Source organism: Delftia sp., from assembly GCF_059499305.1.
In genome coordinates, this window is record NZ_JCABYI010000036.1 from 14,744 (window position 1) to 39,877 (window position 25,134).

21 protein-coding genes and 1 tRNA gene are annotated in these 25,134 nt (G+C 68.1%); 8 read left to right on the top strand and 14 right to left on the bottom strand.

Translation table 11 applies throughout. The annotated features are described in order from the left end of the window. Positions 1–14 precede the first annotated feature (14 nt). The 3 genes from AC5I49_RS24710 to AC5I49_RS24720 all read right to left on the bottom strand — a co-directional run bounded on the left by AC5I49_RS24710 (position 15) and on the right by AC5I49_RS24720 (position 3,568). Positions 15–1,457: an amidase gene (locus AC5I49_RS24710; protein WP_495790041.1), complete on the bottom strand. Its 1,443-nt coding sequence runs from the start codon at positions 1,455–1,457 to the stop codon at positions 15–17. A gap of 136 nt (positions 1,458–1,593) precedes the next feature. Next, positions 1,594–2,367, bottom strand: a complete 774-nt coding sequence (locus AC5I49_RS24715; RefSeq protein ID WP_495790042.1) for a siderophore-interacting protein — start codon at positions 2,365–2,367, stop codon at positions 1,594–1,596. Beyond that, entirely contained in the window at positions 2,360–3,568 is a 1,209-nt protein-coding gene (locus AC5I49_RS24720; RefSeq protein WP_495790043.1) for an arabinose transporter, read from the bottom strand. The genes AC5I49_RS24715 and AC5I49_RS24720 overlap by 8 nt, the downstream gene beginning before the upstream one ends. Positions 3,569–3,628: 60 nt before the next feature. Here AC5I49_RS24720 and AC5I49_RS24725 point away from each other — a divergent pair, with 60 nt between their 5' ends. After that, on the top strand, positions 3,629–4,288 hold the full coding sequence (locus tag AC5I49_RS24725) for a TetR/AcrR family transcriptional regulator (protein WP_013803729.1): 660 nt from the start codon (positions 3,629–3,631) through the stop codon (positions 4,286–4,288). Between the two features lie 31 nt (positions 4,289–4,319). Here AC5I49_RS24725 and AC5I49_RS24730 read toward each other — a convergent pair whose 3' ends face one another. Further along, a complete protein-coding gene (locus AC5I49_RS24730; protein WP_016452640.1) occupies positions 4,320–4,868 on the bottom strand; it encodes a hypothetical protein in 549 nt (182 codons plus the stop codon). A 158-nt stretch (positions 4,869–5,026) separates the two neighbouring features. On the opposite strand from AC5I49_RS24730, the gene AC5I49_RS24735 reads away from it, so the two are divergent. Beyond that, a complete protein-coding gene (locus AC5I49_RS24735; protein ID WP_016452639.1) occupies positions 5,027–5,371 on the top strand; it encodes a hypothetical protein in 345 nt (114 codons plus the stop codon). Between the two features lie 21 nt (positions 5,372–5,392). Continuing rightward, complete coding sequence (locus tag AC5I49_RS24740) at positions 5,393–5,920, top strand: hypothetical protein (protein ID WP_016452638.1); 528 nt, start codon at positions 5,393–5,395, stop codon at positions 5,918–5,920. A gap of 24 nt (positions 5,921–5,944) precedes the next feature. Here AC5I49_RS24740 and AC5I49_RS24745 read toward each other — a convergent pair whose 3' ends face one another. Both AC5I49_RS24745 and AC5I49_RS24750 read right to left on the bottom strand, forming a co-directional pair. Further along, the gene (locus AC5I49_RS24745; protein WP_461609118.1) at positions 5,945–7,477 is read right to left on the bottom strand and encodes an ArnT family glycosyltransferase; all 1,533 of its coding nucleotides are present in this window, start codon (positions 7,475–7,477) and stop codon (positions 5,945–5,947) included. A 191-nt stretch (positions 7,478–7,668) separates the two neighbouring features. Then, on the bottom strand, positions 7,669–8,586 hold the full coding sequence (locus AC5I49_RS24750) for a LysR substrate-binding domain-containing protein (RefSeq protein WP_016449796.1): 918 nt from the start codon (positions 8,584–8,586) through the stop codon (positions 7,669–7,671). Positions 8,587–8,812: 226 nt separating this feature from the next. Here AC5I49_RS24750 and AC5I49_RS24755 point away from each other — a divergent pair, with 226 nt between their 5' ends. The 5 genes from AC5I49_RS24755 to AC5I49_RS24775 all read left to right on the top strand — a co-directional run bounded on the left by AC5I49_RS24755 (position 8,813) and on the right by AC5I49_RS24775 (position 14,718). Further along, positions 8,813–9,781 (top strand): Bug family tripartite tricarboxylate transporter substrate binding protein, encoded by a 969-nt coding sequence (locus AC5I49_RS24755; RefSeq protein ID WP_495790044.1) that lies wholly within the window; start codon positions 8,813–8,815, stop codon positions 9,779–9,781. A gap of 16 nt (positions 9,782–9,797) precedes the next feature. Then, positions 9,798–11,468: an FAD-dependent monooxygenase gene (locus AC5I49_RS24760; RefSeq protein WP_495790045.1), complete on the top strand. Its 1,671-nt coding sequence runs from the start codon at positions 9,798–9,800 to the stop codon at positions 11,466–11,468. Positions 11,469–11,625: 157 nt separating this feature from the next. Next, entirely contained in the window at positions 11,626–12,750 is a 1,125-nt protein-coding gene (locus AC5I49_RS24765) for a porin (protein ID WP_495790046.1), read from the top strand. 77 nt (positions 12,751–12,827) lie between these two features. After that, positions 12,828–13,664 carry a fumarylacetoacetate hydrolase family protein gene (locus tag AC5I49_RS24770; protein ID WP_016449792.1) on the top strand — a complete coding sequence of 279 codons (837 nt, stop codon included), beginning with the start codon at positions 12,828–12,830 and terminating at the stop codon, positions 13,662–13,664. Positions 13,665–13,740: 76 nt separating this feature from the next. After that, positions 13,741–14,718 (top strand): VOC family protein, encoded by a 978-nt coding sequence (locus tag AC5I49_RS24775; RefSeq protein ID WP_495790047.1) that lies wholly within the window; start codon positions 13,741–13,743, stop codon positions 14,716–14,718. Between the two features lie 107 nt (positions 14,719–14,825). Here the strand turns inward: AC5I49_RS24775 and AC5I49_RS24780 are convergent. The 8 genes from AC5I49_RS24780 to AC5I49_RS24815 form a co-directional block, all read right to left on the bottom strand. Further along, positions 14,826–14,913, bottom strand: a tRNA-Ser gene (locus AC5I49_RS24780). A gap of 101 nt (positions 14,914–15,014) precedes the next feature. Continuing rightward, positions 15,015–17,312, bottom strand: coding sequence for an NADP-dependent malic enzyme (locus tag AC5I49_RS24785; protein ID WP_495790048.1), 2,298 nt, complete (start codon positions 17,310–17,312; stop codon positions 15,015–15,017). 185 nt (positions 17,313–17,497) lie between these two features. Further along, positions 17,498–18,985: a nucleobase:cation symporter-2 family protein gene (locus tag AC5I49_RS24790; RefSeq protein WP_016449790.1), complete on the bottom strand. Its 1,488-nt coding sequence runs from the start codon at positions 18,983–18,985 to the stop codon at positions 17,498–17,500. Between the two features lie 404 nt (positions 18,986–19,389). Continuing rightward, a complete protein-coding gene (locus AC5I49_RS24795; RefSeq protein ID WP_495790049.1) occupies positions 19,390–20,682 on the bottom strand; it encodes a M20 family metallopeptidase in 1,293 nt (430 codons plus the stop codon). Next, on the bottom strand, positions 20,679–22,454 hold the full coding sequence (gene uraD, locus AC5I49_RS24800) for a 2-oxo-4-hydroxy-4-carboxy-5-ureidoimidazoline decarboxylase (protein ID WP_016452630.1): 1,776 nt from the start codon (positions 22,452–22,454) through the stop codon (positions 20,679–20,681). Before uraD ends, AC5I49_RS24795 begins: the two co-directional genes overlap by 4 nt. A gap of 6 nt (positions 22,455–22,460) precedes the next feature. Next, positions 22,461–23,417: an allantoinase PuuE gene (puuE, locus tag AC5I49_RS24805; protein WP_016452629.1), complete on the bottom strand. Its 957-nt coding sequence runs from the start codon at positions 23,415–23,417 to the stop codon at positions 22,461–22,463. Continuing rightward, entirely contained in the window at positions 23,414–24,091 is a 678-nt protein-coding gene (locus tag AC5I49_RS24810) for a GntR family transcriptional regulator (RefSeq protein WP_012204034.1), read from the bottom strand. Before AC5I49_RS24810 ends, puuE begins: the two co-directional genes overlap by 4 nt. Before the next feature lie 86 nt (positions 24,092–24,177). After that, complete coding sequence (locus AC5I49_RS24815; RefSeq protein ID WP_126312412.1) at positions 24,178–25,101, bottom strand: LysR family transcriptional regulator; 924 nt, start codon at positions 25,099–25,101, stop codon at positions 24,178–24,180. Positions 25,102–25,134: the final 33 nt, after the last annotated feature.

Here is a 25,134-nt window from a genome sequence, read left to right on the forward strand (position 1 = left end):
CATGCACTCCTTTTTCACTGGGAACGGTTGAGGGAGGAAAGCGCCTGTTCGACGGCCAGGGCAATGCGCAGCAGCCGGTCGTCATCGCCCTGCGGGCGCATCAGCTGCAGGCCGATGGGAAGCCGTTCGGCGCTCGCGCCGGGGCCTTGCAGGCACAGGGCGCCGCAGGGCAGGGCCACGGCCGGCGCATCCAGGAAGCTGCCGGGCATGGTCAGGCGCAGCGTGGCGAGATTGGTCTGGGCAAACAGCGCGTCGTCTTCCAGCAGGGGCTGCAGCAGCGGCGCCGGATGGCCCACCGTGGGCAGCACCAGGGTGGCGCCGCCCAGCTCCTGCGCAAACAGCGCCATCAATGGCTGGCGCCGTGCCAGCAGTTGCAGGTAGTCGCCATGGTCCAGATGCCTTGCGGCCTCCAGCCGGCTGCGCACACGCGGGTCCATGCGCGCGGCCTGCTCCGGGGCATCCAGGCGCTCGCGGTGCGTGGCCAATGCCTCATGCGCGCCCAGCCAGCCATGGCGCTGCGTCAGCGTCTGCACCGTGTCCAGGCTTTGCAGCCGGCGCCGCTGCACGCGGGCGCCCTGCCGCTGCAGCAGGGCCAGGCCGGCTGCAATCGCGTCGCGCACCTGCGCCTGCACGCGGTCGTCGTCCAGCAGGCCGGGGTCGATGACGAACACCTGCCCCTGCAGGCCTATGGCAGTGCCTGGGACGGCAGGGCCTGCAGCGGCAGCGGCATCGCCGGCAGGCACGGTGCTGCGCAGCACCTGGTCCAGGGCCATGCAGTCGGCCACGCCCAGGGCCAGCGGCCCCAGCGTGTCCAGGGAAGGTGACAGCGCAAAGACCCCTTGCATGGGATAGCGCCCCCGGCTGGCACGAAATCCCACCAGCCCGTTGAAGGCTGCGGGAATGCGCACCGATCCTGCCGTGTCCGTTCCCATGGCCAGCGGCCCGCAGCCCTGCACCACGGCCAGGGCCGCGCCGCTGGAGGAGCCGCCAGGCGCCCGTGCGCGCCCACCCAGGCGGGGATTGGCGGGGGTGCCGAAGCCGGGGTTCAGGCCCAGTCCCGAATAGGCGAACTCGCTGAGGTTGGTCTTGCCCAGGCAGACCATGCCGGCCGCCGCGGCCCGCGCCACCACGGGGGCATCGGCAGGGGCTGGCGGGGCAGAGCGAAGCAGGGCCGATGCCGCCGTGGTGGGCGTGCCACGCACATCGAACAGGTCCTTCCAGCTGATGGGCACGCCGTCCAGCGGCCCGAGCGGGCGGCCCGTACGCCAGCGCTGCGTGGATTGCCTGGCCTCTTCCAGCGCGCGCTCCGCAGTGATGCGCGTGAACACGGACGGGCTTTCACAGGCCGCTTGCAGGCAATGCTCGGTGGCTTGCGTGGGCGTCAGCGTGCCGGCCGCATAGGCTGCATGCAGTTCGCAAGCCGAGGCAGGCGCTGTCCGGAGGCCGCTGTTTTTCATTGAATTTGAATGTTGTTGTCAAAGTTCATTTTTGAATTCTAGTGAGCGCCTCCATCCCGTGTCCGGGTGATTACCCGGGGGATGAGGCGCTCTGTGTGATCTGTGAAGGAGGCCGTTTTGTGCCGTTTGCGCCGCTCTAGCGGTCCTTGTGGTCCGCTTCGCCGCACTTCCAGTAGCCCTTGGCGCTCAGCTGGCCGGGTGCGATGCCACGGTCCAGGAAATGCCGCTTCAGCGCACGCATGGCGCCGGACTCGCCCGCCATCCACAGATAGCCGTTGCCCGGCGGCAGCGGCCGGTACATCAGCCGCTGGCACAGCCTCTGCCCAGGCTGGCCCGGCGCGGCGGTGATCCACTCGGTGCGCCAGCGGGCAGCGCTGTCCATGGGCTGGCATTCGCCGTCATCGGTGATTTCCACGTAGGCCTTCACCCGGGCGGAGGACGGCAGGCTTGCCGCGATCGATTGCATGGCCGGCAGTGCCGAGCCATCGCCCGCCAGCATGAGCCAATCGGTGCCGGCCGGCGGGGCGAAGCCGCCGCTGCGCGGGCCGGCAATGGCCACCTGCTCGCCCACGCGGGCCTGGGCGGCCCAGCGGGAGGCGGGGCCGTCGCCGCCAGCGGAGGTGCTGTTCTCATGCTTGGCATTGAACGCATCGCCATGCAGTACCAGGTCAATGTCCAGCGTGCCGGCCTGGCGGTCCACGCTGCGCAGCGTGTACGCCCGGCCCTCGCCCGTGGGCAGGAACAGCTTGACCCAGGCGGCGGGCGCATCCACGGCAGGCGCCCGCGAGAAGGCGGCGATCTGCTCGCCACCCAGCGTGATGCGGCGCATGCGCGGCGTGACGGATTGCACCTTCACCACGGCGCCCAGTGCGCGCTGCGTGCCGGCAGGCATGTGAAGCGGCTCAGCCATGGGTGGCTCCCCGGGCTGCGTTCAAGCGCAGCAGCAAGGCCACGGCGATGGACAGCGCCACGCTCACGGCGGCGGCGAAATACACGTCTCCGACGCCCGTAACACTGGCCAGCAGCCCGGCGGCAGGGGCCGTCAGCCCCATCGACAGGTCGAAGAAGGCCACATAGGCGCCCATGGCCGCACCGCGCGCCTGGGCAGGCGCCCGGCGGACGGCTTCCACGCCGAAGGCCGGGAAGGCCAGCGAGTAGCCGAAGCCGGTGAGCGCGGCGCCTGCATAGGCCCATGGCGCATCGCCCCCGCCCCAGATCAGCAGCAGGCCGGCGGCTTCCAGCGGAATGCTGGCCAGTGCCACCCGCACGCCGCCCAGCTTGTCAGGCAGATGGCCGAAGAGCAGGCGCGCGCCGATGAAGGCCAGGCCGAAGGCCGTGAAGGCCAGCGAGGCCGCGCCCCACCCGCGCGACGCGAACAGCAGCGCCGCAAAAGTGGTGATCACGCCAAAGCCCGCGCTGGACAGGGCCAGCCCCAGGCCGGGCAGCCACACCGTGCCCAGCACCTTGTAGAACGGCGTGCGGCGCTGGGCCGCAGCCGGCGTGGCGCGCAGGCCCCAGACCATGGCCAGGGCGGCCAGCGGCAGCACGATGGTGGCCACGGCAATGCCCGAGAAGCCCCAGGCAGCCTGCACTGCCACGCCGGCCGGCGCGCCCGCCGCATAGGCGCCGTACATGGCAATGCCCACCCAGGCCATCACCTTGCCGGCATGTTGCGGGCCGATCATTCCCATGCCCCAGCTCAGGGCGCCGGTGATGATCAGGCTCTCGGCGCAGCCCAGCATCACGCGGCCGGCGGCCAGCACCCAGACTGCGGCCTGTCCGCCCTCGAAGGCGCGTGACATCAGGTAGGCCAGGCCCGAAACGGCCGCCAGCGCCATGCCCAGCACCACGGCCTGCCTGGCGCCGCGCGTGTCGGCCAGAGAGCCGGCCCAGGCCCGCGACAGCAGGGCGGCCGCGAACTGGCAGCCCATCACCGTGCCCACCCCCAGCGTGCCCAGTCCCAGGGTCTGGCTCAGGTGCAGGGGCAGCACGGGCATGGGCATGCCCAGGCAGAGAAAGCTGACGAAGACCGCCAGCGTCAGCGGCAGCAGCCGCGCGAATGCGTTCACCGGCGGCGACGCGGCCGCAGATGGCGAAATTCCGGAAGACATGTGCATTCCCTTTCAAATACGAGTAAAAACTCAGGTCACATGTCCAGGAGAATATGAGCCATGGCTCGCATTGAAAACTCGCATTCGCAGGCGGCGCAGCGGCAGCCGCCCCAGCCCCGCAAGCAGCCACGGCAGGCGCGTTCCCTTGCCACGGTCGAGGCCATTCTGGAAGCTGCGGCTCGCGTTCTGGCCGAGCGCGGCTATGCCGCCACCAACACCAATCTGGTGGCCGAGCGCGCAGGCGTGAGCGTGGGTTCGCTCTACCAGTACTTTCCCAACAAGGACTCGCTGATCACGGCCTTGCACGAGCGCCACGCCGCGCAGATGTACGCGGCCATTGCCGCCGTGCTTGCTGCAGAGCGGCCGCAGGGCCTGCAAGGCCATGTGCAGGCCATGGTCCGGGCGCTGCTGGCGGCGCACCGGGTCGAGCCCGATCTGCACCGGGTGCTGGAAAAGGAATTCCCCTTCTTCGACGCGCCGCGCGAGCAAAGCGCGGCCGACGGCGGCATCTTCCGCCAGGTGCGCCAGCTCCTGGAGCTGCACCGCAGTCAGCTCGCCCACCGCGACCTGGACCTGGCCACCTGGATGCTGCTGCAGACCATGGAGTCCCTGGTGCATGCCGCCGTCATCGATCCGCCTGCCATGTTCACCCCCCAGGCCCTGGAGGATGGCATCGTGCAGGTGCTGATGGGGTATCTGCGAGCGCCTGCCCTGGGTTGAGGATGCAAGGAGCGATTTGGCCGCCAGGTCCTCAGGGCGCGAAGACCTCCGGATCGTCGTGGCGCCATGCGCCTATGCAGCCGATGAGGCACACCACAAAGCTGGTGATGGAGCCAGCTTCGCCGGCATCCGCATACTCGGCCACGATGTTGACCTGCGGCTTGCGCCAGGCCAGCAGACGTCCGCCATGTCCCGGTCGCTCGATCCCATCTTCCATTTGCGGCGGCCCAAAAACCGCCACCAGCGCTTCAGGTGGGGATTGCATGCTCAGCCCCGAAGGCAGGCTGCCCGCAAATACGGCCCGGATTCTGCTGTCTGCCCCCGGCGCAAGAAAATGCACGGAGCCAATGAGCCAGACATCGCCATCCTCCCAGTCTCTCCCCGTCAGCCTGGAAAGTGCCCGGGGACGATAGACATCGATGCGCAGCGAGGACTTGGCGGACCAGATGATGTCGTCATCAAAATGGCTCGACGGCCTGGGCATTCGCTTGACACCCAGTGGGCCAAGCAGTTGGGCCACTTTGCCGGCGCCATAGGGCTGGCCCAGCATGTCGATGAGTTCTTCGCAGGGGGATTTCATGGGCACGGTGGTGGTTCTCAACAATGGGTGCAATCACGCAATGCCGACAGGCGCGGCCCGCAAGCAGCGTATTCTTTCTGCCCATCATTTCTCGAGCAAGGCAATGTGACATGAGGCCTGGATTTTTGCGTCACCATTACGCGGTCAGACGGCTTGGCATGCTGGCCCTGCTTGCCAGCTTTCCCATTCAATCCCTGTTCACACAGATCTGGTGCCATGCAGGTCTGACCCGTTTCTGGCTTGCCAATGCACTCGTGATGCTGGTGCCGCTGGGCATGCTGGCCTGGCCCAGTTCCTGGCCTTGCCTGGTTTCTGCGGCAACGGTGCTGATTTTCAGTCTGTGGGCCAATGCACAAGAATGCGCGCCCTATGCAGGCGGCGGTGCATCCATGGCCTATGTGGTGGTGTTTCTTTTTGGTTGGCCCATGGCCTTGATCGGTGGAATGGTCATTGGATATGTGACCGTGATTCAGCCAAGACAGCAGAAAATTAACAAGCCTTGATTTGAAACACATAGCGCACCCATGTCCAAGAAGCCCAAGAAGACTTACAGCGAATACTTGCTCGAACAGCATCCCGAGCTGCACGCGCTTTTTCCGTACTACGAATCCCTGGGTATGGCCGAGCCCGTGCTATGGGCTCTGAGCGAAAGCCGCGGAGAGCCCGCCGTGGCAATGGCGGCACTGGTTCACGGGTTGTGCAGCGAGGTATCGGCTGCCGGAGACAGCCGCCGGCTGGAGCAGTTGCACCAAGGAGATCTGAACGTCAACGAAGGCCCGTTGCTCAGCGATGCGCAGCAGGCGCTGGGCCACCTGCGCGCGTTGGGCATTGCCGACGACTTGCTGATGCCCCTGGTGCGAGCGGCACAGGTGCAGGCGGTCAACAACATCGCAGCCATGATCGACATGGGGCCGCAGATCTCCTGTCTGCCTTTGCCGCAAGGCAGGCAAGCGCACTGGCAGTTGTTCGATGTGGACGTCGAAGACGGCGAAGCCCCGGGCAAGGGTTTGAGCGGCTTTGCCATCGATGTGCGGCACGCGCTGGTTCGCTAGTGCCCGGCCCAGCCATCACCCTGTTCAGCTTGGGACGCAGTTGCCCGCATCTTCCTCCGGCGGGGTGACACGCCAGTAAAGGGAGGGAAAGCCTTCGCCCACCGGCTGGTGGCCGGGCGGCTGCGATGCCGCCAGCTGCAGATGTAGCACCCCGCAGGCATCCACCATGTGCTGGGAAATCCAGGGGCTGATGTCCATGCGGCCATCGATCAGCACCAGCGGCTTTTCGCGCAGCTTCAGGGCCAGGGCCTTGGCCTCGGCCGTGGGGCCTGAGATCACGCGGATGTCGCCTCCCAGTGCCTCGCGCGCGGGTTCGGCAAGCGCCTGGCTCAAGGCCTTTGAATCGAAGTTTCTCCAGTGCCGGCTGTTAAGCCGCAGTTCACTGCGCGCCGAGGTCATCTGGGCCACGAGCAGCAAGGCCAGTTGAAGTGCCACGAAGCACTTGATGGCGGTGGTGATCGATATGCGCGACGGCTGCAGTCTGGCACCGGCCAGCTCCATGGCGACGGGAACGGCCAGCAGCAGAAAGGGCGTGCCCCAGTGCAGCTGCAGCGACGAGCCCGCAAAGATGCCGATGGCGCAGGTCAGCACGATGGGCGTGAGGCCAAAGCACAGGATCAGCGCGCGCGATGCATCGGCTGTCCCGGGACGCTGCGGTGTGTCCTGCGGCGCAAGGCGGCTGCGGCGGTGCAATGCCATCACCAGTCCCAGCAGCACCCAGGCGAGCAATGCGCGGTTGAGCAGCTGGTCGGCCAGCCAGTGCAGCGTATTGAGCAGTCTTGCGCCGCCGCCCAGGCTGGCGCCCAGCGAGGATTCGGTGGCATAGCGGATGGGGCCGAAGTCGTTCAGGAACAGCCAGTACAGGTGCGGCGAGATGATGGCCAGCGAAATGGCAGCGGCCAGTGCCAGGCCGATGACATGGACCCGTTCGCGCCAGGCGCCTGACGCCAGCCAGAACAGGAATACCGCCACGGCGGCCAGGATCATCTGGTACTTGGCCAGTGCGCCCAGGCCCAGGCAGCAGCCCAGGGCCGCCCACCAGTGCAGTTGCCTGCTGCCCACCGCACGCCACACCAGCAGGGCACTGGCCACGAAGAAGGGCATCAGCACCACTTCATGGTTGAAGAAGTGCAGCCGCTCGTTGTAGTAGGTGATGCACAGGGCCGCCAGCAGGGCCAGCGTGGCATGGCGGCTGCCGCGCAAGGTCTGCATCAGCTTCCAGAAGACAAACAGGCCGGCCAGCGTGAAAAGCGCGCCCGTCACATAGCTGGTGCGGGCAGACAGTCCGAACACATTGACCGGCACCGAGAACATCCAGGTCGGCAGCGGCGGATGCTTGTAGTAGCCCCATTCCAGGCTGTGCACCCAGGTCAGCTGCTCGAGGTTGTCCTTGGGTGCCGTGAGGCTGGAGCTGTCGATCTGCAGCAGCCAGACCACCGAAAAGAGAAGGAGGCCGATGAGGACCTTGATGTCCAGGGAAAGCGACGGTGCGGGCATGGCCAGCGGAGCGCTTCGCGTGATCGTGCTCGCTGCTTGTGAGGGGACGGGATGGGTCATAGGAAATGCCAGCGGCGATGACAAGTGCGCTGGCACAGGGGAAATTCCCAGGAAGGCGGTCGAACGGGAGCTTCAGCGTTGGCTACGGACTCTTGGCTTACGCGAGGCGCTATGAGTCCGGCAGAATATGTCTGCCTGGTCAATGCAATGTAAAGATTGTATGAAGATATTGTGGAGACGCCGGCCGCGGCTCAGGCGCCGGCCGGCTCGCCGAAGTCGTGGACTGCCGCGCGCAGCAGCAGCATCGACAGGCGTTCCGCGGCGGGCGTCAGAGGCAGCGCAGCACGCGTGACCTGCACGATGTCGGGTGCCATCAGGCTCTCGCGCACAGCAATGGGCTCCAGCACACCGTTGAAGAGGGGCGTATCGGCCCACTGGCGCGGCAAGAAGGCGAGGGCGTCGCTGCTGGCCAGCAGCGCCAGCAGGGCCATCAACGATTCGGCGACCGTCACCACGCGCGGGCTGCGCAGGCCGAGCGCGGAGAACTGCTCCTCGAATTCTTCCTCGCGGCGCTCGCGCAGGCCGGTGACGATCCAGTCCGCCTCCAGCAACGCCTGCAGGCTGCCCGCGGTGCGCAGCGGATGGCCGCGGCGGGCCAGCACGACACGCTCGTTGCGGTGAACCAGGGCCACCTGGTAGCTGGCGCTCAATTGCCTCTCGGGCCGGGGGCCCAGATAGAAGTCCAGCCGACCGTCGCGCAGCGCCGGCTCGACGGCCGGGAACAGGCCTTCGACGAAACGCAGGTGCACATCCGGCCAGTCGCGCCGGAACTGGGCATAGGCGCGGGCCAGCAGCGACAGCACGGGGGCGCTGGACAGAGCGACGGCGACATGGCCCTGCATTTCGCCGCGCGCCTGGGCGGCCTCCTCGCTGCCGCGACGCAGTTCCTCGAGCGCGGCCTGCGCGCGCAGCAGGAATCGCTCTCCCGCCACGGTCAGCGATACCCCGCGCGCATGGCGCTGGAACAGCGCCACGCCGAGCTCGGCTTCCAGCTCGCGCACGCTGCGCGTCAGTGCCGGCTGGGTCAGGCCCAGGCTGCGGGCGGCGCTGCGCAGGCTGCGTGCCCGAGCAACGGCGACGAAATTGCGAAGGTGATGAAGTTTGGGCATCGGTCGGAGCGTGTTTATGCCCGTTTCCGAGCGCGCCAAGGCCAGGGGATTTCCCGCAGGGGCCGTGCACGCGGGCTCCGCCGCGCCTGAGCCGCTGCGGAACGCTCCAGTGATAACAGCCATGCATCGCTGAGGCGTTTCTGCCCTCTGCCGCAGCCGGCCTGCCAGACCTAGCATGCCCTCCATAACGTCGGCGCAGCCCGGCGACCCATAGGAGACAAGCAGCATGAGCATGAGGAAATGGGCCGGCGCCTGTGCGCTGGCAACCCTGGCGGCGGGCTCCGTCGCCGCGCAGACGGCCGCCGGCGGAACGGTGCGCATCACCAGCGCCTTTCCCGCGGGCAGCGGCCCCGACGTGGTGGCCCGGCTGGTCGCCGACAAGCTCTCGGCGCAATGGAGGCAGCCGGTCGTCGTCGACCCCAGGCCGGGTGGGGCCGGCGTGGTGGCCATCAATGCGATGAAGAACGCGCCGCCCATGGGCAACGACCTGGTGGTGGTGGACGTAGGCCACTTGTCCATCAATCCGCTGGTCTTGCGCAAGCTGGCCTATGACCCGCAAAGCGAGCTGACGCCGGTGGCGCTGCTCTACAAGACCGCCTTCTTCGTCGTGGTCGGCGCGCAAAGCCCCTTCCACAGCCTGGCCGAACTGATGGCGGCGGCGCGGCGCAGGCCCGGCATGACCTATGGCTCCAATGCGGTGGGCGGGCCGCTGCATCTGGGCGCGGCCCGGGCCGCGACCGCCATGGGTGCCGAAATGATGCATGTCCCCTACAAGGAGACTTCGCAGCTGTACGCCGCCGTGTCGACGGGCGAGGTGGACTGGGCTTACGGCAGCATTGCGACGTCCGGCCCCCTGCAGCAGGCCGGCAAGCTGCGCTTTCTTGCCGTGGCGGACAGCCAGCGTTCCCCGGCGCTGCCCGATGTGCCGACCGTGCAGGAGGCCGGTGGCCCGGCCGGCATCGATGCGCTGACCTGGGTTGCGCTCATGGCGCCCAAGGGCACGGCGCCGGCCGTCGCCGAGCGCATCAACGAGGCGGTGAACCGGGCCCTGTCCGCGCCTGACGTCAGGGATCGCCTGGCCGGTTTCGGATTCTTCACCAGCATCGGCCCCGCAAGGCAGGTCGCTGACCTCATGCAGGCCGACCGCGAGCGCTATGCCCAAGTGCTGCGCCGCGTCAAGGTGACCGTCGATTGAGCCCCGGGGAGACGCCATGAAGACCGAAGTCGCGATCATCGGAGGAGGGCCCGCGGGGCTGATGCTGGCCATCGAGCTGGGCTGCAGGGACATACCGTGCGTGCTGATCGAGGAGCGCAGCGGGCCGCCGACGCTGCCCAAGGCCAATGCCACCTCGTCCCGGACCATGGAGCATTACCGCCGCCGGGGCTTTGCCGACCAGGTACGCAGGCTGGGCCTGCCGCCCTCGCACCCCCAGGACGTCGTCTATTGCACGCGGCTCACGGGGCCCGAGCTGGCGCGCTTTCGCATTCCCTCGGCCGAGGAGGCCGCCTCGGGCACGGCCTATGGCGACTACGGGGAACAGGCCTGGCCCACGCCCGAGCTGCCGCATCGGGCGCAGCAGATGTTCATCGAGCCCGTGCTCAGGGCGCAGGCCGAACGCCATGCCAGCGCCGTGCTGCGTTTTGGCCTGAGGGCCGAGGCGGTGCGGGACACCGGTTGCGCAGTCCAGATCGAATGCCGCGAGCCGGACACGGGCCGTACCGAGTTGCTGCAGGCCGCCTATGTGGTCGGCTGCGACGGGCCGCGCAGCCTGGTCCGCCAGGCCATGGGCGTCGTCTACGCAGGCCATGGCAGCGAGCGGCGGGACTTCCTGGGCGGCCAGATGATGTCCATCTACTTCCGGGCCCCCGGTCTGTATGGGCTGATCGGCAAGCCCAGGGCCTGGCAGTACTGGGCCGTCGGTCCCGGGCAGCGCGGCCTGCTGTGCGCCATCGACGGCGTGGACCGGTTCGTGCTGATCGTGCAGCTGCCCCAAGGCACCCAGCCTGCCGATTTCCATCCGCAGCAGGCGCTGCAGGCCGTCGTCGGCCGGCCTTTTGCGCACGAGCTGATCGCGCTGACCCCCTGGAACGCGGGCTATGCCCTGGTGGCCGAGCGCCTGCGGCACGGCAGGATGTTCATCGCCGGCGATGCGGCGCACCTGTTCACGCCCACGGGCGGCATGGGCTACAACACCAGCGTGGACGACGTCGTGAACCTGGGCTGGAAGCTGGCGGCGGCCATCCAGGGGGCGGCCGGCCCGGCGCTGCTGGACAGCTATGAGGCCGAGCGGCGGCCGATCGCCCAGCGCAACACCAGTTTTGCACGCAGCATGGCCGACAGCATAGGATGCCTGCCGGTCACGGCTGCAGTGGAGCAGGAGGGGCCCGCGGGCGACAGCGCCCGCCATGCGCTCGGGCAGGCACTTTCGGAGCATGTGGCACGCGAGTTCAACATCCCGGGGCTGCAACTGGGCCTGCGCTATGCCGACAGCCCCGTCGTCGCCCGGGAGTTGGCCGAGCCCCCGCCGGACGAGCCCAACCGCTACCTGCCTGGAGGTTATCCCGGCACGCGCGCTCCGCATGTGGCAACGGGGCCGGACCGGTCCCTGCTCGATGACTTCGGATGCGATTTCACACTGCTCGCATTCGGCCCGGACGGCCCTGACGGGCTGGAACCCTGGAGGCAGGCTGCTGCGCAATACGGCATCCGGCTGGATGTGGTGAGGAGCGAAGACGGGCAGACGCGTGCGCTGTATGGCGCCGACCGCGTCCTGATCCGCCCGGACCACCACATCGCCTGGCGCGGCGACGGTGCGGCGCCGCCGACCGAGGTCCTGGCGCTGGCACTGGGCCATCGCACCCCGCCGGTGGGGCCCGGCTAGCCCCGGCCCATCCGGCAGCCTGCCCCCGGGGCCGTCCGGCCTTGCGCGTTCCTGACCCTGGCCAGTCCGGCCGGGGGACGCCGGCCTGCGCCTGAGTCTGCGCCTGAGTCTGCGCTTTCGCCGTCCTGGCCGACATCCATCACTTTCAGGAGACAACATGCCACATCCCTCCTTTCCTGTTCGCGCCGCGCTATCCGCGCTATGCCTGGCCGGTGCCGCTGCCGTGCCCTCGGCACCCGCCCTGGCCCAGGGCGTCACGCTCTATGGCCTGCTCGATGCATCCGTCGAGCACCTGACGGATGTGGGCCAGGGAGGCGCTTCGCTGAACCGCATGCCGGGCCTCACCGGCAGCGTGCCGTCGCGCATCGGCCTGCGCGGCTCGGAGGACCTGGGCGGCGGCCTGCGTGCCCTGTTCACGATGGAGCAGGGCCTGGCGCTCGACGCGGGCGTGCTGAACCAGGGCGGGCGCGCCTGGGGGCGCCAGGCCTTCGTCGGCCTGTCCGGCGACTGGGGCAGCCTCACACTGGGGCGCCAGTACACCATGCTGTACTGGTCCCAGCTCGATGCGGACACCCTCGGCCCGAATGCCTACGGTGCGGCATCGCTGGACAGCTACCTGCCCAATGCGCGCGCGGACAACGCGCTTGCGTGGCGCGCCGGCCTTGGCGGCTTCACCGTCGGCGCGACCTACAGCCTGGGGCGTGATGCCGTCAATGCGGGCCCCGGTCCCGCGGGAACCAACTGCCCCGGCGAGCAGCCGGGCGACTCCAGCGCCTGCCGGCAATGGTCGGCAATGCTCAAGTACGAGGCCAAGGCCTGGGGCATCGCGCTGGCCGTCGATGAAATCCGTGGAGGCCCCGGCGCCTTCGCAGGCCTGACCAGCAGCGCGCGCAAGGACCGTCGCTCCACCGCCGCGGGATGGGTGCGCTGGGGGGCATGGAAGCTCGGCGCCGGGGTCATTGCCCGCCACAACGACGGCCGTCCCGACGCGCCACGCAGCGATCTCTGGTACCTGGGCGCCAGTGTCGCCGTCACACCGGCCCTGACCCTCGATGCGCAGGCCTTGGATCTGCGTTTCAGGCGAAGCGACGATGGGGCCCGGCTCTTTGCCCTGCGGTCCCGGTATTCGCTGTCCAAGCGCACCACGCTGTATGCGACCGCAGGGCATCTGTCCAACGAGGGAGCACTTGCGCTGTCGGTCAGCAATGCGGCGCCAGGCGCCGCGCCCGCCCCCGGGCGTTCGCAGAACGGCTTCGCTGCCGGCGTGCGGCATAGCTTCTGAGGCTCCACCCGCATGCAGGGTCCGCGTCTCGATCCATTTCCTTCCCACTTTCCACTTCCCGTCCCAGGAGACAGACCATGAAACTGATACGCCACGGCGCCAGCGGCTGCGAGAAGCCCGGCGCCATCGATTCCCAAGGCCAGGCGCGCGACCTGTCGGACCTGGTGCCCGATTTCACGCCCGAGTGGATGGCGCCCGGCAGGCTGGCCGCGCTGGCCGCCGTCGATCTGCAGCGGTTGCCGCTGGTGGCGCAAGGCAGCCGCCTGGGGCCCCCTGTCGCCGGCACGCGCCAGTTCGTTGCCATCGGGCTCAACTACCGGCGGCATGCCGAGGAGTCGGGTCTCGACATTCCGAAGGAGCCCGTGGTCTTTCACAAGGCGCTTTCATCGCTGGCCGGGCCGGACGACGAGGTGCGCCTGCCCGAAGCGTCGGTTGCCACCGACTGGGAGATCGAACTGGGCTTTGTGATCGGCACGCGCGCAAGCCGCATCCCCGTGGAAGGTGCGCTCGCGCATGTGGCCGGCTACCTGCTGGCCAACGACATCTCCGAGCGTGACTGGCAGATCAAGCGCAACGGCCAGTGGGGCAAGGGCAAGAGCTTCGATGGCTTCGGCCCGGTCGGGCCGTGGCTGGTCACGGCCGACGAGCTGCCCGACCCCCAGGCCATCGAACTGACGCTGTCCGTCAACGGCGAGGTCATGCAGCGCAGCAGCACGGCAGACATGATTTTTCCGGTGGCCTGTCTCGTGTCCTATCTGAGCCAGTTCATGACGCTGCTGCCCGGCGACCTTGTCATCACCGGCACGCCGGCAGGTGTCGGCCTGGGCATGAAGCCGCCCCGCTTCCTGAAGTCCGGCGATGTCATGACGCTGGACGGCGGGGTTCTTGGGCGGCAGCTCCAGCGGGTGCGGTGATGGCCTCGCCCGCCCACCGGCCGCGTGGCGCTGCCCGCCGGTCTTCGCACAGTGAACATGCAAAGGAGGGGACACCATGAGCGGCCTTCCCACGCCATCTGGAACGACACCTGGAACGCCGTCCGGCGCGGCCGGGCAGCCGGCCGTGCATTCGATCGATGAGTTCGTCTTCAGCGTGCCCGATCTCGAAGCGGCGCGGCATTTCTACGCCAGTTTCGGGCTCGAGGTGCGCGACATCGACGGCGCGCTGGCGCTGCACACCTACGGGCATCCCCACCGCTGGGCGCGGGTGCTGGAGGCCGCAACGCACAAGAAGCTGCAGTGGCTGAGCCTGGGCATCCATGCGGCCGATCTCGATGCCTTCTCGCACCGGATCGACGGCGCGGGGATCGCACGCATTCCTGCGCCGGCCGGTGCCCAGGCCGACGGTATCTGGATCGCCAGCCCCGACGGGGTGCCCATCCAGCTGCGTGCAGCCGCCAAGAGCTCTCCGTCGGCGCCCGCACCGCACGTGCTGCCGCCGGCCTGCCGCAATGCCGGCCGCGCGCCGGCTCGCAGCCTCATGCCGCAGATCCGGCCGCTGCACCTGTCGCATGTGCTTTTGTTCTGCGCCGACGTGGATGCCGCGCTGGCGTTCTACACCGAGGTGCTGGGACTCAGGCTCTCGGACCGCTCGGGCTCGGTCATCGCCTTCCTGCACAGCCCGCACGGCAGCGACCATCACCTGCTGGCACTGGCCGCATCGCATGGACCCGGCCTGCACCACAGCAGCTGGTGCGTGCCTTCTGTCGACGCCGTGGGCAGCGGCGCCCGGCAGATGGCCGAGGCGGGCTATGCGCAGGGCTGGGGCGTGGGCAGGCATGTGCTGGGCTCCAACTTCTTTCGCTATGTGCGCGATCCCTGGGGCAGCTTCGCCGAGTACTCCTGCGACATCGACTTTGTCGAGGCGGGCGCGGTGTGGCCTGCGGCCGACCATCCTCCCGAGGATTCGCTCTACGTCTGGGGGCCGGACGTGCCCGCCGACTTCGTCACCAACCACGAGCCTCCACGCTGAGGCGCCCGCCAATGCCCCAGACGCAGGAACGCCCCGCTGCCTTGCGGCATCGGGGCGCTGTGCAACAGGGCCGGCTCTTTGGCCGCCTGTCGGTTGATACAAGGATCTGGCGGAGGCTGTGAGATTCGAACTCACGGACGGTTGCCCGTCGGCAGTTTTCAAGACTGCTGGTTTAAACCACTCACCCAAACCTCCGAAGCTGCGTATTCTAGCCGGGCTTAGGCCGCTCCTGCCGGGGCAGGGGGCGTAAAAAAGGCGCCCCTGTGAAGGGGCGCCTTTTTTGGGTGCGGCGCGGATCAGCCGCGGGCAGCGATGGCCTGGGCTGCGGCCAGGGCCGTCATGTTGACCACGCGGCGCACGGTGGCGGAGGGGGTCAGCACATGGGCTGCGGCAGCACCGCCCAGCAGGATGGGGCCGATGGTCGTGCCGTGGCCGCCCGTGGTCTTGAGCACGTTGAACAGGATGTTCGCGGCGTCCAGGTTGGGGCAGATCAGCACGTTGGCCTCGCCGTGCAGCGAGGATTCGAGCAGGGCGCGGTCGCGGATGGCTTCGGACAGGGCGGAGTCGCCGTGCATTTCGCCATCGCATTCCACGTCGGGGTTGGCGGCGGCGAACAGGTCGCGCGCAGCGCGCATCTTCAGCGCCGAGGGGCGGCTGGACGAGCCGTAGTTGCTGTGCGACAGGAAGGCCACCTTGGGCGGCAGGCCGAAGCGGGCCACTTCCTCGGCCGCCAGGCGGGCGATGTCGGCCAGCTCGGTGGCGTTGGGCGCCTCGTTGATGTAGGTGTCGGCGATGAACAGCGTGCCGCTGTCCAGCATCACGGCGTTGACGGTGGCGAATTCGCCGGCGCCTTGCTTGAGGCCGAGCACGTCGCGCACATGGGCCAGGTGGCTGTCGAACTTGCCGACCAGGCCGCAGAGCATGGCGTCGGCATCGCCCAGGTGGACCATGAGCGCTGCGATCAGCGTGTTGGAGCGGCGCACGGCGGCCTTGGCGGTCTCGGGCGTGACGCCGTTGCGGCCCATCAGGCGGTGGTAGCTTTCCCAGTACTGGCGGAAGCGCGGATCGTCCTCGGGGTTGCAGATCTCCACGTCCTTGCCCAGCACCAGGCGCAGGCCGGCCTTGGCGATGCGGGCCTCGATCACGGCGGGGCGGCCGATCAGGATGGGCTTGGCCAGGCCGTCATCGACGGCGACCTGGGCGGCGCGCAGCACGCGCTCGTCTTCGCCTTCGGCATAGGCCACGCGCTGCTGGTTGGCCTTGGCAGCGGCGAACACCGGACGCATGAACATGCTGGTCTGGTAGACGAAGCGGGTCAGGCTCTCGCGGTAGGCGTCGTAGTCGGCGATGGGGCGGGTGGCGACACCGGACTCTTCGGCAGCCTTGGCCACGGCCGGCGCGATGCGCAGGATCAGGCGGGTGTCGAAGGGCGTGGGGATCAGGTAGTCGGGGCCGAACTTCAGCTCCTTGCCCTGGTAGGCGGCGGCGACTTCATCGCTGACGTCCTGCTTGGCCAGTGCGGCGATTTCGCGCACGCAGGCCAGCTTCATGGCTTCGGTGATCTTGGTGGCGCCGCAGTCCAGCGCGCCACGGAAGATGTAGGGGAAGCACAGGACGTTGTTGACCTGGTTGGGGTAGTCAGAACGGCCCGTGGCCATGATGCAGTCCGGGCGCACGGCCTTGGCCAGCTCAGGGCGGATCTCGGGTTCGGGGTTGGCCAGGGCCAGGATGATGGGCTTGTCGGCCATGGTCTTGACCATGTCGGCAGTGAGCACGCCGGGAGCCGAGCAGCCCAGGAAGACGTCGGCGTCCTTGACGGCGTCGGCCAGGGTGCGGGCGTCCGTCTTTTGCGCGTACTGGGCCTTGGAGGCGTCCAGGCCACCGGGGCGGCCTTCATAGATCACGCCCTTGGAGTCGCACATGAAGACGTTTTCGCGCTTGACGCCCAGTCCCACCATCACGTTCACGCAGGCGATGGCGGCGGCGCCGGCGCCGGAGACGGCGATCTTGACGTTGCCGATCTGCTTGTCCACCAGCTCCAGCCCGTTGAGCAGGGCGGCGCTGGAGATGATGGCCGTGCCGTGCTGGTCGTCATGGAACACGGGGATGTTCATGCGCTTGGACAGCTCCTGCTCGATGTAGAAGCACTCGGGCGCCTTGATGTCCTCGAGGTTGATGCCGCCCAGCGTGGGTTCGAGCGAGGCGATGATCTCGATCAGCTTGTCCGGATCGCGCTCGGCCAGTTCGATGTCGAACACGTCGACGCCGGCGAACTTCTTGAACAGACAGCCCTTGCCTTCCATCACTGGCTTGCCGGCCAGCGGGCCGATGTCACCCAGGCCCAGCACGGCCGTGCCGTTGGTGATGACGCCGACCAGGTTGCCGCGCGCCGTGTATTCGGCGGCCAGCGAGGGGTCGGCCTGGATGTCCAGGCAGGGGTAGGCCACGCCGGGCGAATAGGCCAGCGACAGGTCGCGCTGGTTGGACAAGGGCTTGGTGGGCGTGACGGAGATCTTGCCCTTGTTGGGGCTGCGATGGTATTCGCGGGCTGCGTCGCGCAGGGCTTGTTCGGCGTTGGACAGGTTTTGGGTCATACAGGAATTCTCTGCAAATGCTCTCGGAGCTTACCGGATAGCTACAGCCTATGAGGGTCAGGACAGTTTTGCCTCAGGGATTTCGACAACAAGCCCCCTGGCGCCTATGGACGGCAGGGGGCGCACGGCCCGGCGGGTAGGCCGGGCGGTTGTTGGGCGTGCCCGCCAGGGCGGGCACTGTTTCATCAGTGGGCGTCTGCCTGGCGTGCGGCCCGGACGGCAGCAGAGGTGTCGCTGCTGGCTCCGTTGAAGAAAATGTTCAATGCCACCGCGGTAATCGAGGCCAGCAGGATACCGGATTCGATCAACGGATGAATGCCGTGGGGCATCCATTGGCGGAAATTCGGCGCCACCAGCGGAATCATGCCCACGCCGATGGACACGGCGACGATCATGGCGTTGTTGCGGTTGGTCTGGAAATCCACGTTGCTCAGGATGCGGATGCCGGTGGAGGCCACCATGCCGAACATCACCAGGCCCGCGCCGCCCAGCACCACGGTGGGCAGGGACTCGACCAGGGCGCCCATCTTGGGCAGCACGCCCAGCACGATCAGGATCACGCCGCCGGCCACGCAGACCCAGCGGCTCTTGACGCCGGTGACGGCGACCAGGCCCACGTTCTGCGAGAAGCTGGTGTAGGGGAAGGTGTTGAAGATGCCGCCGATCAGCGTGCCCAGGCCGTCGGTGCGCAGGCCGCGTGTCAGCTCGTCCTGGCTGATCTTGCGATCGGTCATGTCGCCCAGGGCCAGGAACATGCCGGTGGACTCGATCATCACCACCACCATCACCAGGCTCATGGTGAGGATGAGGATGGGGTCGAACACCGGCGTGGCGATCTCGAAGGGCAGCACCATCGTGAACCATTCGGCCTTGGCGACCTTGCTGAAGTCCATCAGGCCCATGGCCACGGACAGCACGCCGCCGATCAGGATGCCCATGAGCACCGAGACGTTGGCCAGGAAGCCCTTGGCAAAGCGCGCGATCAGCAGGATGGACAGCAGCACGATGGCCGAGATGCCCACGCCGGTCAGGTCGCCGTACTTGGGGTTGGGAATGGTGGGCACGACCGCGAAGCCCTTGGGCACGGGCGGCAGCGAGGAGCCTGGCGCGCCGGCCGTGGCCTGGGCGTCGGCCAGCCATTTCAGGTGCTCGGGGTTGGGCACGCTGGGCGCGGTGGGGCCGACGGGGTTGCCGAAGATCCAGTTCACGCCCACGCGCATCAGGCTGATGCCGATGACGGCAATGATGGTGCCGGTCACCACGGGCGGGAAAAAGCGCAGCATGCGGCTGATCAGCGGGGCGATGAGGATGGACACGATCCCCGCCCCGATCACCGAGCCGAAGATCAGCCCCGCGCCCGCCGAGCCGCCCGTGGTCTGCGCCATGGACACCATGGGCGCCACGCTGGCGAAGGTCACGCCCATCATCACGGGCAGCTTGATGCCGAACCACTGGGTCGCGCCCATGGCCTGGATCAGCGTGATCAGGCCGCAGCAAAACAGGTCGGCCGAGATCAGGTGGGCCACCTGCTCGGGCGGCAGGTTGAGTGCGCGGCCGACGATCAGGGGCACGGCCACGGCGCCCGCATACATCACGAGAACGTGCTGCAGGCCCAGCGCCGTGAGCTTGCCTGCGGGCAGCATCTCATCGACGGGATGAACGGAAGATTGCATGGGGATTTGTCTCCTCGGGATTTATGGGAACGGACGCCGGCGTGACAGGGTTTGGCACCAACATCCATACAAAAAGTGTATACAGATCATGGGAAATTTCTGCTCCCGGTAAACCCTGTTGCGGCAGTCGCGCCAACCCGTTTTGGTGCGCATCGCCTGCCAGGGCGGGAGTGCCATGGTGCATTGCAAGATGGATGCCAGCCGCCAGGCAAGCGCCAGGCAAGCAACAGGCACCGTGCTGGTGCCTGGCGGCCGCTGTGGCGCGGCTCGGGCGTGGGTCGGGCGCGGCTCGGGTGCACGGCATGGGCTGCGGAGGTGCACGCGCCCCGATGCGGTGCCCGGACGCAAAAAAGCCCGGCGGCGCCGGGCTTGGGGGTCAGGCCTTGATGCGGGCCGTCAGGCGGTCAGGCCGTCAGGTCGCACAGCATGCGCGCGATGACCTTGGTGGCGCGGCGCAGGTCCTCCAGCACCAGGCGCTCGTCGGCGCGCTTGGCATGGGACTCCAGCACGGTGCGCGGGCCGGCGCCGTAGATCACGCCGGGAATGCCACGCTCCACGTACAGGCGCACGTCGGTGTACAGCGGCGTGCCCACGGCCGGGGGCTTTTCGCCGAAGACGGCTTCGCCATGGGCCTGGATGGCGTCCACCAGGGGCTTGTTGCCGGCCAGCGGCGTCATGGCATTGGCCAGCAGCAGGCGCTTGATGTCCACGCGCACGGCATCCTCGCCGGTGTAGCCGCCCTTGGCGTTGAAGTCGGCAATGGCCTGGGCAATGACGGCGCGGATGCTGGCCTCGACCTCGGAGGGGTTCTCCTCGGGGATCATGCGGCGGTCGATCTTGAGCACGACCTTGCCGGGCACCACGTTGGTGTTGGTGCCGCCTTCGATGCGGCCGATGTTCAGGTAGGGGTGCTTGATGCCCGGCACCTTGGAGGTCACCTGCTGGTACTTGGTGTTCTCGGCGTACAGCGCGTTCATCAGCACCACGGCGGCCTGCAGCGCGTCCACGCCCGTGTGGGGCACGGCGGCATGGGCCATCTTGCCCTGCACGGTCACTTCCATCTGCAGGCAGCCATTGTGGGCGGTGACGACTTCGTAGCTGAAGCCGGCCGCGACCATCAGGTCGGGTTGGGTGAGGTTGTTGGCCAGCAGCCAGCCGGGGCCCAGGATGCCGCCGAATTCCTCGTCATAGGTGAAGTGCAGTTCCACCGCGCCCTTGGAGGGCTTGGCCACCGCTTCGAGCGCACGCACGGCGTAGGTGAAGGTGGCGAAGTCGCTCTTGCTCACGGCGGCGGCGCGGCCGTAGAGCTTGCCGTCCTCGATGGCGGCGCCATAGGGGTCCTGGGTCCAGCCTTCACCGGGCGGCACCACGTCGCCGTGGGCGTTCAGCGCGATGGTCAGGCCGCCGCCGGCGTCACCTGCGCTGCCGTAGGGGCGGCGCACGATCAGGTTGGTGATGGATTCCATGCCGTAGGCCTTGACCTCGGCCTCGGGCACGGTGTGCTTCTCGGCCTCGTAGCCCAGGGTCTTGAGCAGCTCGGCCGTGCGCTCGGCGTGGGGTGCGTTGTTGCCGGGCGGGGTGTCGGTCGGAACCTGGACCAGGGCCTGCAGGAATTGCACCTCTTCATCGAAATGCTGGTCGATCCAGGCGTCCAGGGCGGCGTAGGTGGCTTGCTTGTCTTGGTTCATGTTGGTCATTGCTGCTCTTGGGCCAGTTGGTTCAGTACGTGGGAGAAGGCATCGACGGACAGTTGCATGTCGTCGGCGGTGGAGCTTTCCAGCGGGTTGTGGCTGATGCCGGCGTTCAGGCCGCGTACGAACAGCATGGCCTGGGGCATGATTTCATGCAGCTTCATGGCGTCGTGGCCGGCGCCGCTGGGCATGCGGTACAGGGGCACGCCCAGGGCGTCCACGGCGGCTTCCCAGCGTTGCTGCCATTCGGGGGCGCTGGGAGCGGCGGCGGCCTTCATGGCCAGCTCGGTGCTGTAGCGCAGGCCACGGCGCTGGGCGATGGCCTCGATCTCGGCCAGGATGTCGGCCACCATGGCGTCGCGCTGCTCGTTGGTGGGCGCGCGCAGGTCCAGGCTGAACTGGCAGCGGCCGGGAACCACGTTGACCGAGCCGCTGGGCACATTGAGCTGGCCCATGGTGGCCACCGAGGTGCCGTCGCGCGCGGCGCGCTTTTCGATGTACAGCGCCAGCTCGGCCACGCCGCAGGCGGCATCGCGGCGGCGGTCCATGGGCGTGGTGCCGGCGTGGCTGGCCATGCCGATCATCTCGCAGATGTAGCGCGCGCTGCCGTTGATGGAGGTGACGATGCCCAGCGGGATGTCCAGCTCGTTGAGCACCGGGCCCTGTTCGATGTGCACCTCGATGAAGCCCAGGTAGCGGGCCGGATCGCGCTGCAGCTTCGGAATGTCGTCAATGCACAGGCCGGCATGCTGCATGGCCTCGCGCAGGGTGATGCCGTCGGCATCCTTTTGCTCCAGCCATTCCTGCCTGAAGTCGCCGATCAGCGCGCCCGAGCCCAGGAAGGTGGCCTTGTAGCGCTGGCCTTCCTCTTCCGCAAAGCCCACGACCTCGATGTGGAACGGCAGGCGCCTGCCCTGGCGGTGCAGCTCGCGCACGCAGGCCATGGGCACGAAGATGCCCAGGCGGCCGTCGTACTTGCCGCCGTTGCGCACGGTGTCGTAGTGGCTGCCGGTCAGCAGGGTCTTGGCATCGTCGGTGGCCGCCTTGTAGCGGCCCACGACGTTGCCCACGGCGTCGATCTCTACCTCGTCGAAGCCGCAGTCGCGCATCCAGTGGCTGATGCGCTGGGCGCAGGCGCGGTGGGCATCGGTGAGGTAGGTGACGGTGAGCTGGCCCTTTTCGGCATAGCCGGGGTCGCTGTGCTGGGCCAGCTTTTCCTGCCAGTCCCAGACATCGTTGCCCAGCTCGGGCGTGTAGCCGAACTTGTCGTTCAGGCGGATTTCGGCAATGCGGTGGATGTTGCGCAGCGCCTCGCCCAGCTCGAAGTCGGGATGGTTGTGCAGGCGGCGCTCGAAGGTCTCGATGATCTCGGCCTTGGCCAGGCCCGCGCCGCGCGGACCGCGCACGGCCAGGATGAAGGGAAAGCCGAAGCGCTTGCCGTACTCGGCGTTGAGCTTGCGGATGTGCTCCAGCTCCTCGGGCGTGCAGCGGGTCAGGCCCGCCTTGTTCTGCTCGTTGGTGGATTCGGCCGTGAGCGTGTTGGTCTCCATGGCCTTGCCGGCCAGCTCCGGGTGGGCGCGGATCAGGTCGAGCTTGGCCTGCACCGGCGCCTTGTCCAGCACCTGGGCCATGGCGTACTTGATCTGTGCCAGCGAGCGGAAGGGGCGCTGGGCCAGCGCGGCCTCGGCAATCCAGGGCGAGTGTTCGTACAGGCCGTCGAGCAGACCGGTGGCGGTGGCCAGGTCGGCGGCATTGAGTTGTTCCAGCGTCAGAGCCATGCTGCGTTATTCCTTGTCGGGATGGTGGTGCGCCCAGTGGCGCGCGAGGTCGATGCGGCGGCAGACCCAGACCTTGTCGTGCCGCTGGATGTGGTCCAGAAAGCGCTGCAGTGCCGTGATGCGGCCGGGGCGGCCCAGCAGGCGGCAGTGCATGCCAATGCTCATCATCTTGGGGGAGTCATCGCCGGCCGGATCGCCCTCGGCGTAGAGGGCGTCGAACGTGTCCTTCAGGTATTGGAAGAACGGGTCGGCGTGCGAGTAGCCCTGGGGCAGGGCGAAGCGCATGTCGTTGCAGTCCAGCGTGTAGGGCACGATGAGCTGGCTGCGGGTGCTGCCGTCGCTCTTGCCGACCTTCATCCAGAAGGGCAGGTCGTCGCCGTAGTAGTCGCTGTCATAGGCGAAGCGGCCGTCGTCGGCCACCAGGCGGTGGGTGTTGGGGCTGTCGCGGCCCGTGTACCAGCCCAGGCCGTGGTCGCCATCGTGGCCATACAGCTCGCCGAAGATCTCCATGCACTGGCGCATGTGCTCGCGCTCGACCTCGGCGGGAATGTTCTGGTAGTGGATCCACTTGAGGCCGTGGCAGGCCACTTCATGGCCCAGCTCGTGGAAGGCGGCGGCCAGTTCGCGGTGCTTTTGCAGGGCCGTGGCCACGCCGAACACGGTCAGCGGCAGGCCGCGCTTCTCGAACTCGCGCAGGATGCGCCAGACACCGGCGCGCGAGCCGTACTCGTAGATGCCTTCCATGCTCATGTGGCGCTCGGGGTAGGCGGCCGGATTGAACATTTCGGACAGGAACTGCTCGCTGGCGGCATCGCCATGCAGCACGCAGTTCTCGCCGCCCTCTTCGTAGTTGAGGACGAATTGCACGGCCACGCGGGCCTGGCCGGGCCAGCGGGCGTGGGGGGGCGTGCGACCGTAGCCGATCAGGTCGCGGGGATAGGGGGCAGTGGCGTCGTAGGTCATGCGGATACGGAGGAAAGGGCCATCGAAAGATCGCTGGTCGGCATGTCGCGGTCGAAGGTCAGGCCGGCTTCCACGTGGTCCAGGTGCTGCTGCATGAGCTGCACGGCGTGGTCGGCGTCGCCGCCGGCCAGGGCCGTGACGATTTCGGCATGCTCGTCATGGGAATGCTCGGCGGCCGTGCTGGACTGGTACATCAGCGTGATCAGCGCGCAGCGCGAGATCAGCTCGCCCAGCAGCTGGGCCAGCACCTCGTTGCCCATAAGTTCGGCCATGCGCACGTGGAAGTCGCCCAGCAGCTCGGTGCGCTGGCCGACGTCGTTGCCGTCCATGGCCTTTTTCTCGGCCGCCACGTGCTGCCGCAGCGCGCGGATCTTGGCCGGCGTGCTCTGGGCGATGAAGGCGCGCACCATCTCGGCCTCGAGCATGCGGCGCACGGCGAAGACCTGGCGCGCCTCGTCCACCGAGGGCGTGGCCACGAAGGCCCCGCGCGCGGGTTCGAGCCGGATCAGGCGGTTTTGCGACAGCTGGAACAGCGCCTGGCGCACCAGGGTGCGCGAGACGCCGAAATGGTCTGCCAATTTCTGCTCGGCCAGCTTGGTGCCGGGCAGAAGACGGTGTTCGACGATGGCCCGGGTCAGGCTCTCGACAATGAAACTGGTGGTGGAAGTCTCCATCCGGCCATCATAGCGGCTGGCCACAAGAGTTGTATACAGTTTCTGTCTACTGCTTATTGGCGTTTCCCCGCATACGGCATCCCTTTTCAGAAACCGGGCGCGGCCGTATCGAAGTGCCGTGCCAGGTGCTCGACAAAGCGCTGCACGCGCTGGGTTGCCGCATGCCGCTGCGGATAGACCACATGGATGTCGGCCGGTGCCGTGGCATGGTCGGCCAGCACCTGCACCAGACGGCCGCTGCGCAGGTAGCGGGCGATATCCCATTCGGCCCGCATGACGATGCCCAGGCCGGCCAGGGCCCAGCCCACGGCGATCTCGCCATCGTTGGTGCTCAGGCTGTCGCGCAGGCGGATGGCTTCGGTCTTGCGGCCGGGGCCGTTGTGGGTGAAGCGCCAGACGCCGTGGGCGTCGTCGCCCTGGCGGATGTCGATGCAGTCGTGCTGCATCAGCTCGCGCGGGGTGGCCGGCGTGCCGCGCCGCGCCAGGTAGGCGGCAGACGCGCACAGCAGCCGCCGGTTGGGCGCCAGGCGCCGCGCGATGACGCGCGCGTCCGGCGGCTCGCCAAAGCGTATGCACAGGTCGAAGCTGTCATCGACCAGGGGCGGCGGCGAGGCCGACAGCTGCAGCTGCACCTGGATCTGCGGGTGCCTGCGCACGAAGCTGGCGATCAGCGGCGCGATATGGCTGCGCCCGAATCCCAGCGTCGCATTGATGCGCAGCAGGCCCTGCGGCTGCCCGGGCATGCCGGCCACGGCCTGCTCCATGGCGGCAATGTCGTCCAGGATGCGCCGCGCATGGGCCAGGTAGGTCTGGCCCTCATCGGTCAGGCCCAGGCGCCGCGTCGTGCGGCTGACCAGTTGCACGCCCAGCCGCGTCTCCATCTGGGACAGGCGCTTGCTGGCCGCCGGCGTGGTGATGCCCAGCTCGCGGGCCGTGGCCGACAGGCTGGCGCTGCGGGCCAGCAGGCAGAAGAAGGCCATCTCCGATGGCGCCGAGACGGGAGTGCTCATTGTTGAATCAAAGTGAACGATGCCATCACTCTA

Bases quoted from the DNA above. Each gene is read 5' to 3' on its own strand.
- AC5I49_RS24710 (WP_495790041.1), bottom strand. From the start codon at position 1,457: ATGAAAAACAGCGGCCTCCGGACAGCGCCTGCCTCGGCTTGCGAACTG.
- AC5I49_RS24715 (WP_495790042.1), bottom strand. From the start codon at position 2,367: ATGGCTGAGCCGCTTCACATGCCTGCCGGCACGCAGCGCGCACTGGGC.
- AC5I49_RS24720 (WP_495790043.1), bottom strand. From the start codon at position 3,568: ATGTCTTCCGGAATTTCGCCATCTGCGGCCGCGTCGCCGCCGGTGAAC.
- AC5I49_RS24725 (WP_013803729.1), top strand. From the start codon at position 3,629: ATGGCTCGCATTGAAAACTCGCATTCGCAGGCGGCGCAGCGGCAGCCG.
- AC5I49_RS24730 (WP_016452640.1), bottom strand. From the start codon at position 4,868: ATGAAATCCCCCTGCGAAGAACTCATCGACATGCTGGGCCAGCCCTAT.
- AC5I49_RS24735 (WP_016452639.1), top strand. From the start codon at position 5,027: ATGCTGGCCCTGCTTGCCAGCTTTCCCATTCAATCCCTGTTCACACAG.
- AC5I49_RS24740 (WP_016452638.1), top strand. From the start codon at position 5,393: ATGTCCAAGAAGCCCAAGAAGACTTACAGCGAATACTTGCTCGAACAG.
- AC5I49_RS24745 (WP_461609118.1), bottom strand. From the start codon at position 7,477: ATGACCCATCCCGTCCCCTCACAAGCAGCGAGCACGATCACGCGAAGC.
- AC5I49_RS24750 (WP_016449796.1), bottom strand. From the start codon at position 8,586: ATGCCCAAACTTCATCACCTTCGCAATTTCGTCGCCGTTGCTCGGGCA.
- AC5I49_RS24755 (WP_495790044.1), top strand. From the start codon at position 8,813: ATGAGCATGAGGAAATGGGCCGGCGCCTGTGCGCTGGCAACCCTGGCG.
- AC5I49_RS24760 (WP_495790045.1), top strand. From the start codon at position 9,798: ATGAAGACCGAAGTCGCGATCATCGGAGGAGGGCCCGCGGGGCTGATG.
- AC5I49_RS24765 (WP_495790046.1), top strand. From the start codon at position 11,626: ATGCCACATCCCTCCTTTCCTGTTCGCGCCGCGCTATCCGCGCTATGC.
- AC5I49_RS24770 (WP_016449792.1), top strand. From the start codon at position 12,828: ATGAAACTGATACGCCACGGCGCCAGCGGCTGCGAGAAGCCCGGCGCC.
- AC5I49_RS24775 (WP_495790047.1), top strand. From the start codon at position 13,741: ATGAGCGGCCTTCCCACGCCATCTGGAACGACACCTGGAACGCCGTCC.
- AC5I49_RS24785 (WP_495790048.1), bottom strand. From the start codon at position 17,312: ATGACCCAAAACCTGTCCAACGCCGAACAAGCCCTGCGCGACGCAGCC.
- AC5I49_RS24790 (WP_016449790.1), bottom strand. From the start codon at position 18,985: ATGCAATCTTCCGTTCATCCCGTCGATGAGATGCTGCCCGCAGGCAAG.
- AC5I49_RS24795 (WP_495790049.1), bottom strand. From the start codon at position 20,682: ATGACCAACATGAACCAAGACAAGCAAGCCACCTACGCCGCCCTGGAC.
- uraD (WP_016452630.1), bottom strand. From the start codon at position 22,454: ATGGCTCTGACGCTGGAACAACTCAATGCCGCCGACCTGGCCACCGCC.
- puuE (WP_016452629.1), bottom strand. From the start codon at position 23,417: ATGACCTACGACGCCACTGCCCCCTATCCCCGCGACCTGATCGGCTAC.
- AC5I49_RS24810 (WP_012204034.1), bottom strand. From the start codon at position 24,091: ATGGAGACTTCCACCACCAGTTTCATTGTCGAGAGCCTGACCCGGGCC.
- AC5I49_RS24815 (WP_126312412.1), bottom strand. From the start codon at position 25,101: ATGAGCACTCCCGTCTCGGCGCCATCGGAGATGGCCTTCTTCTGCCTG.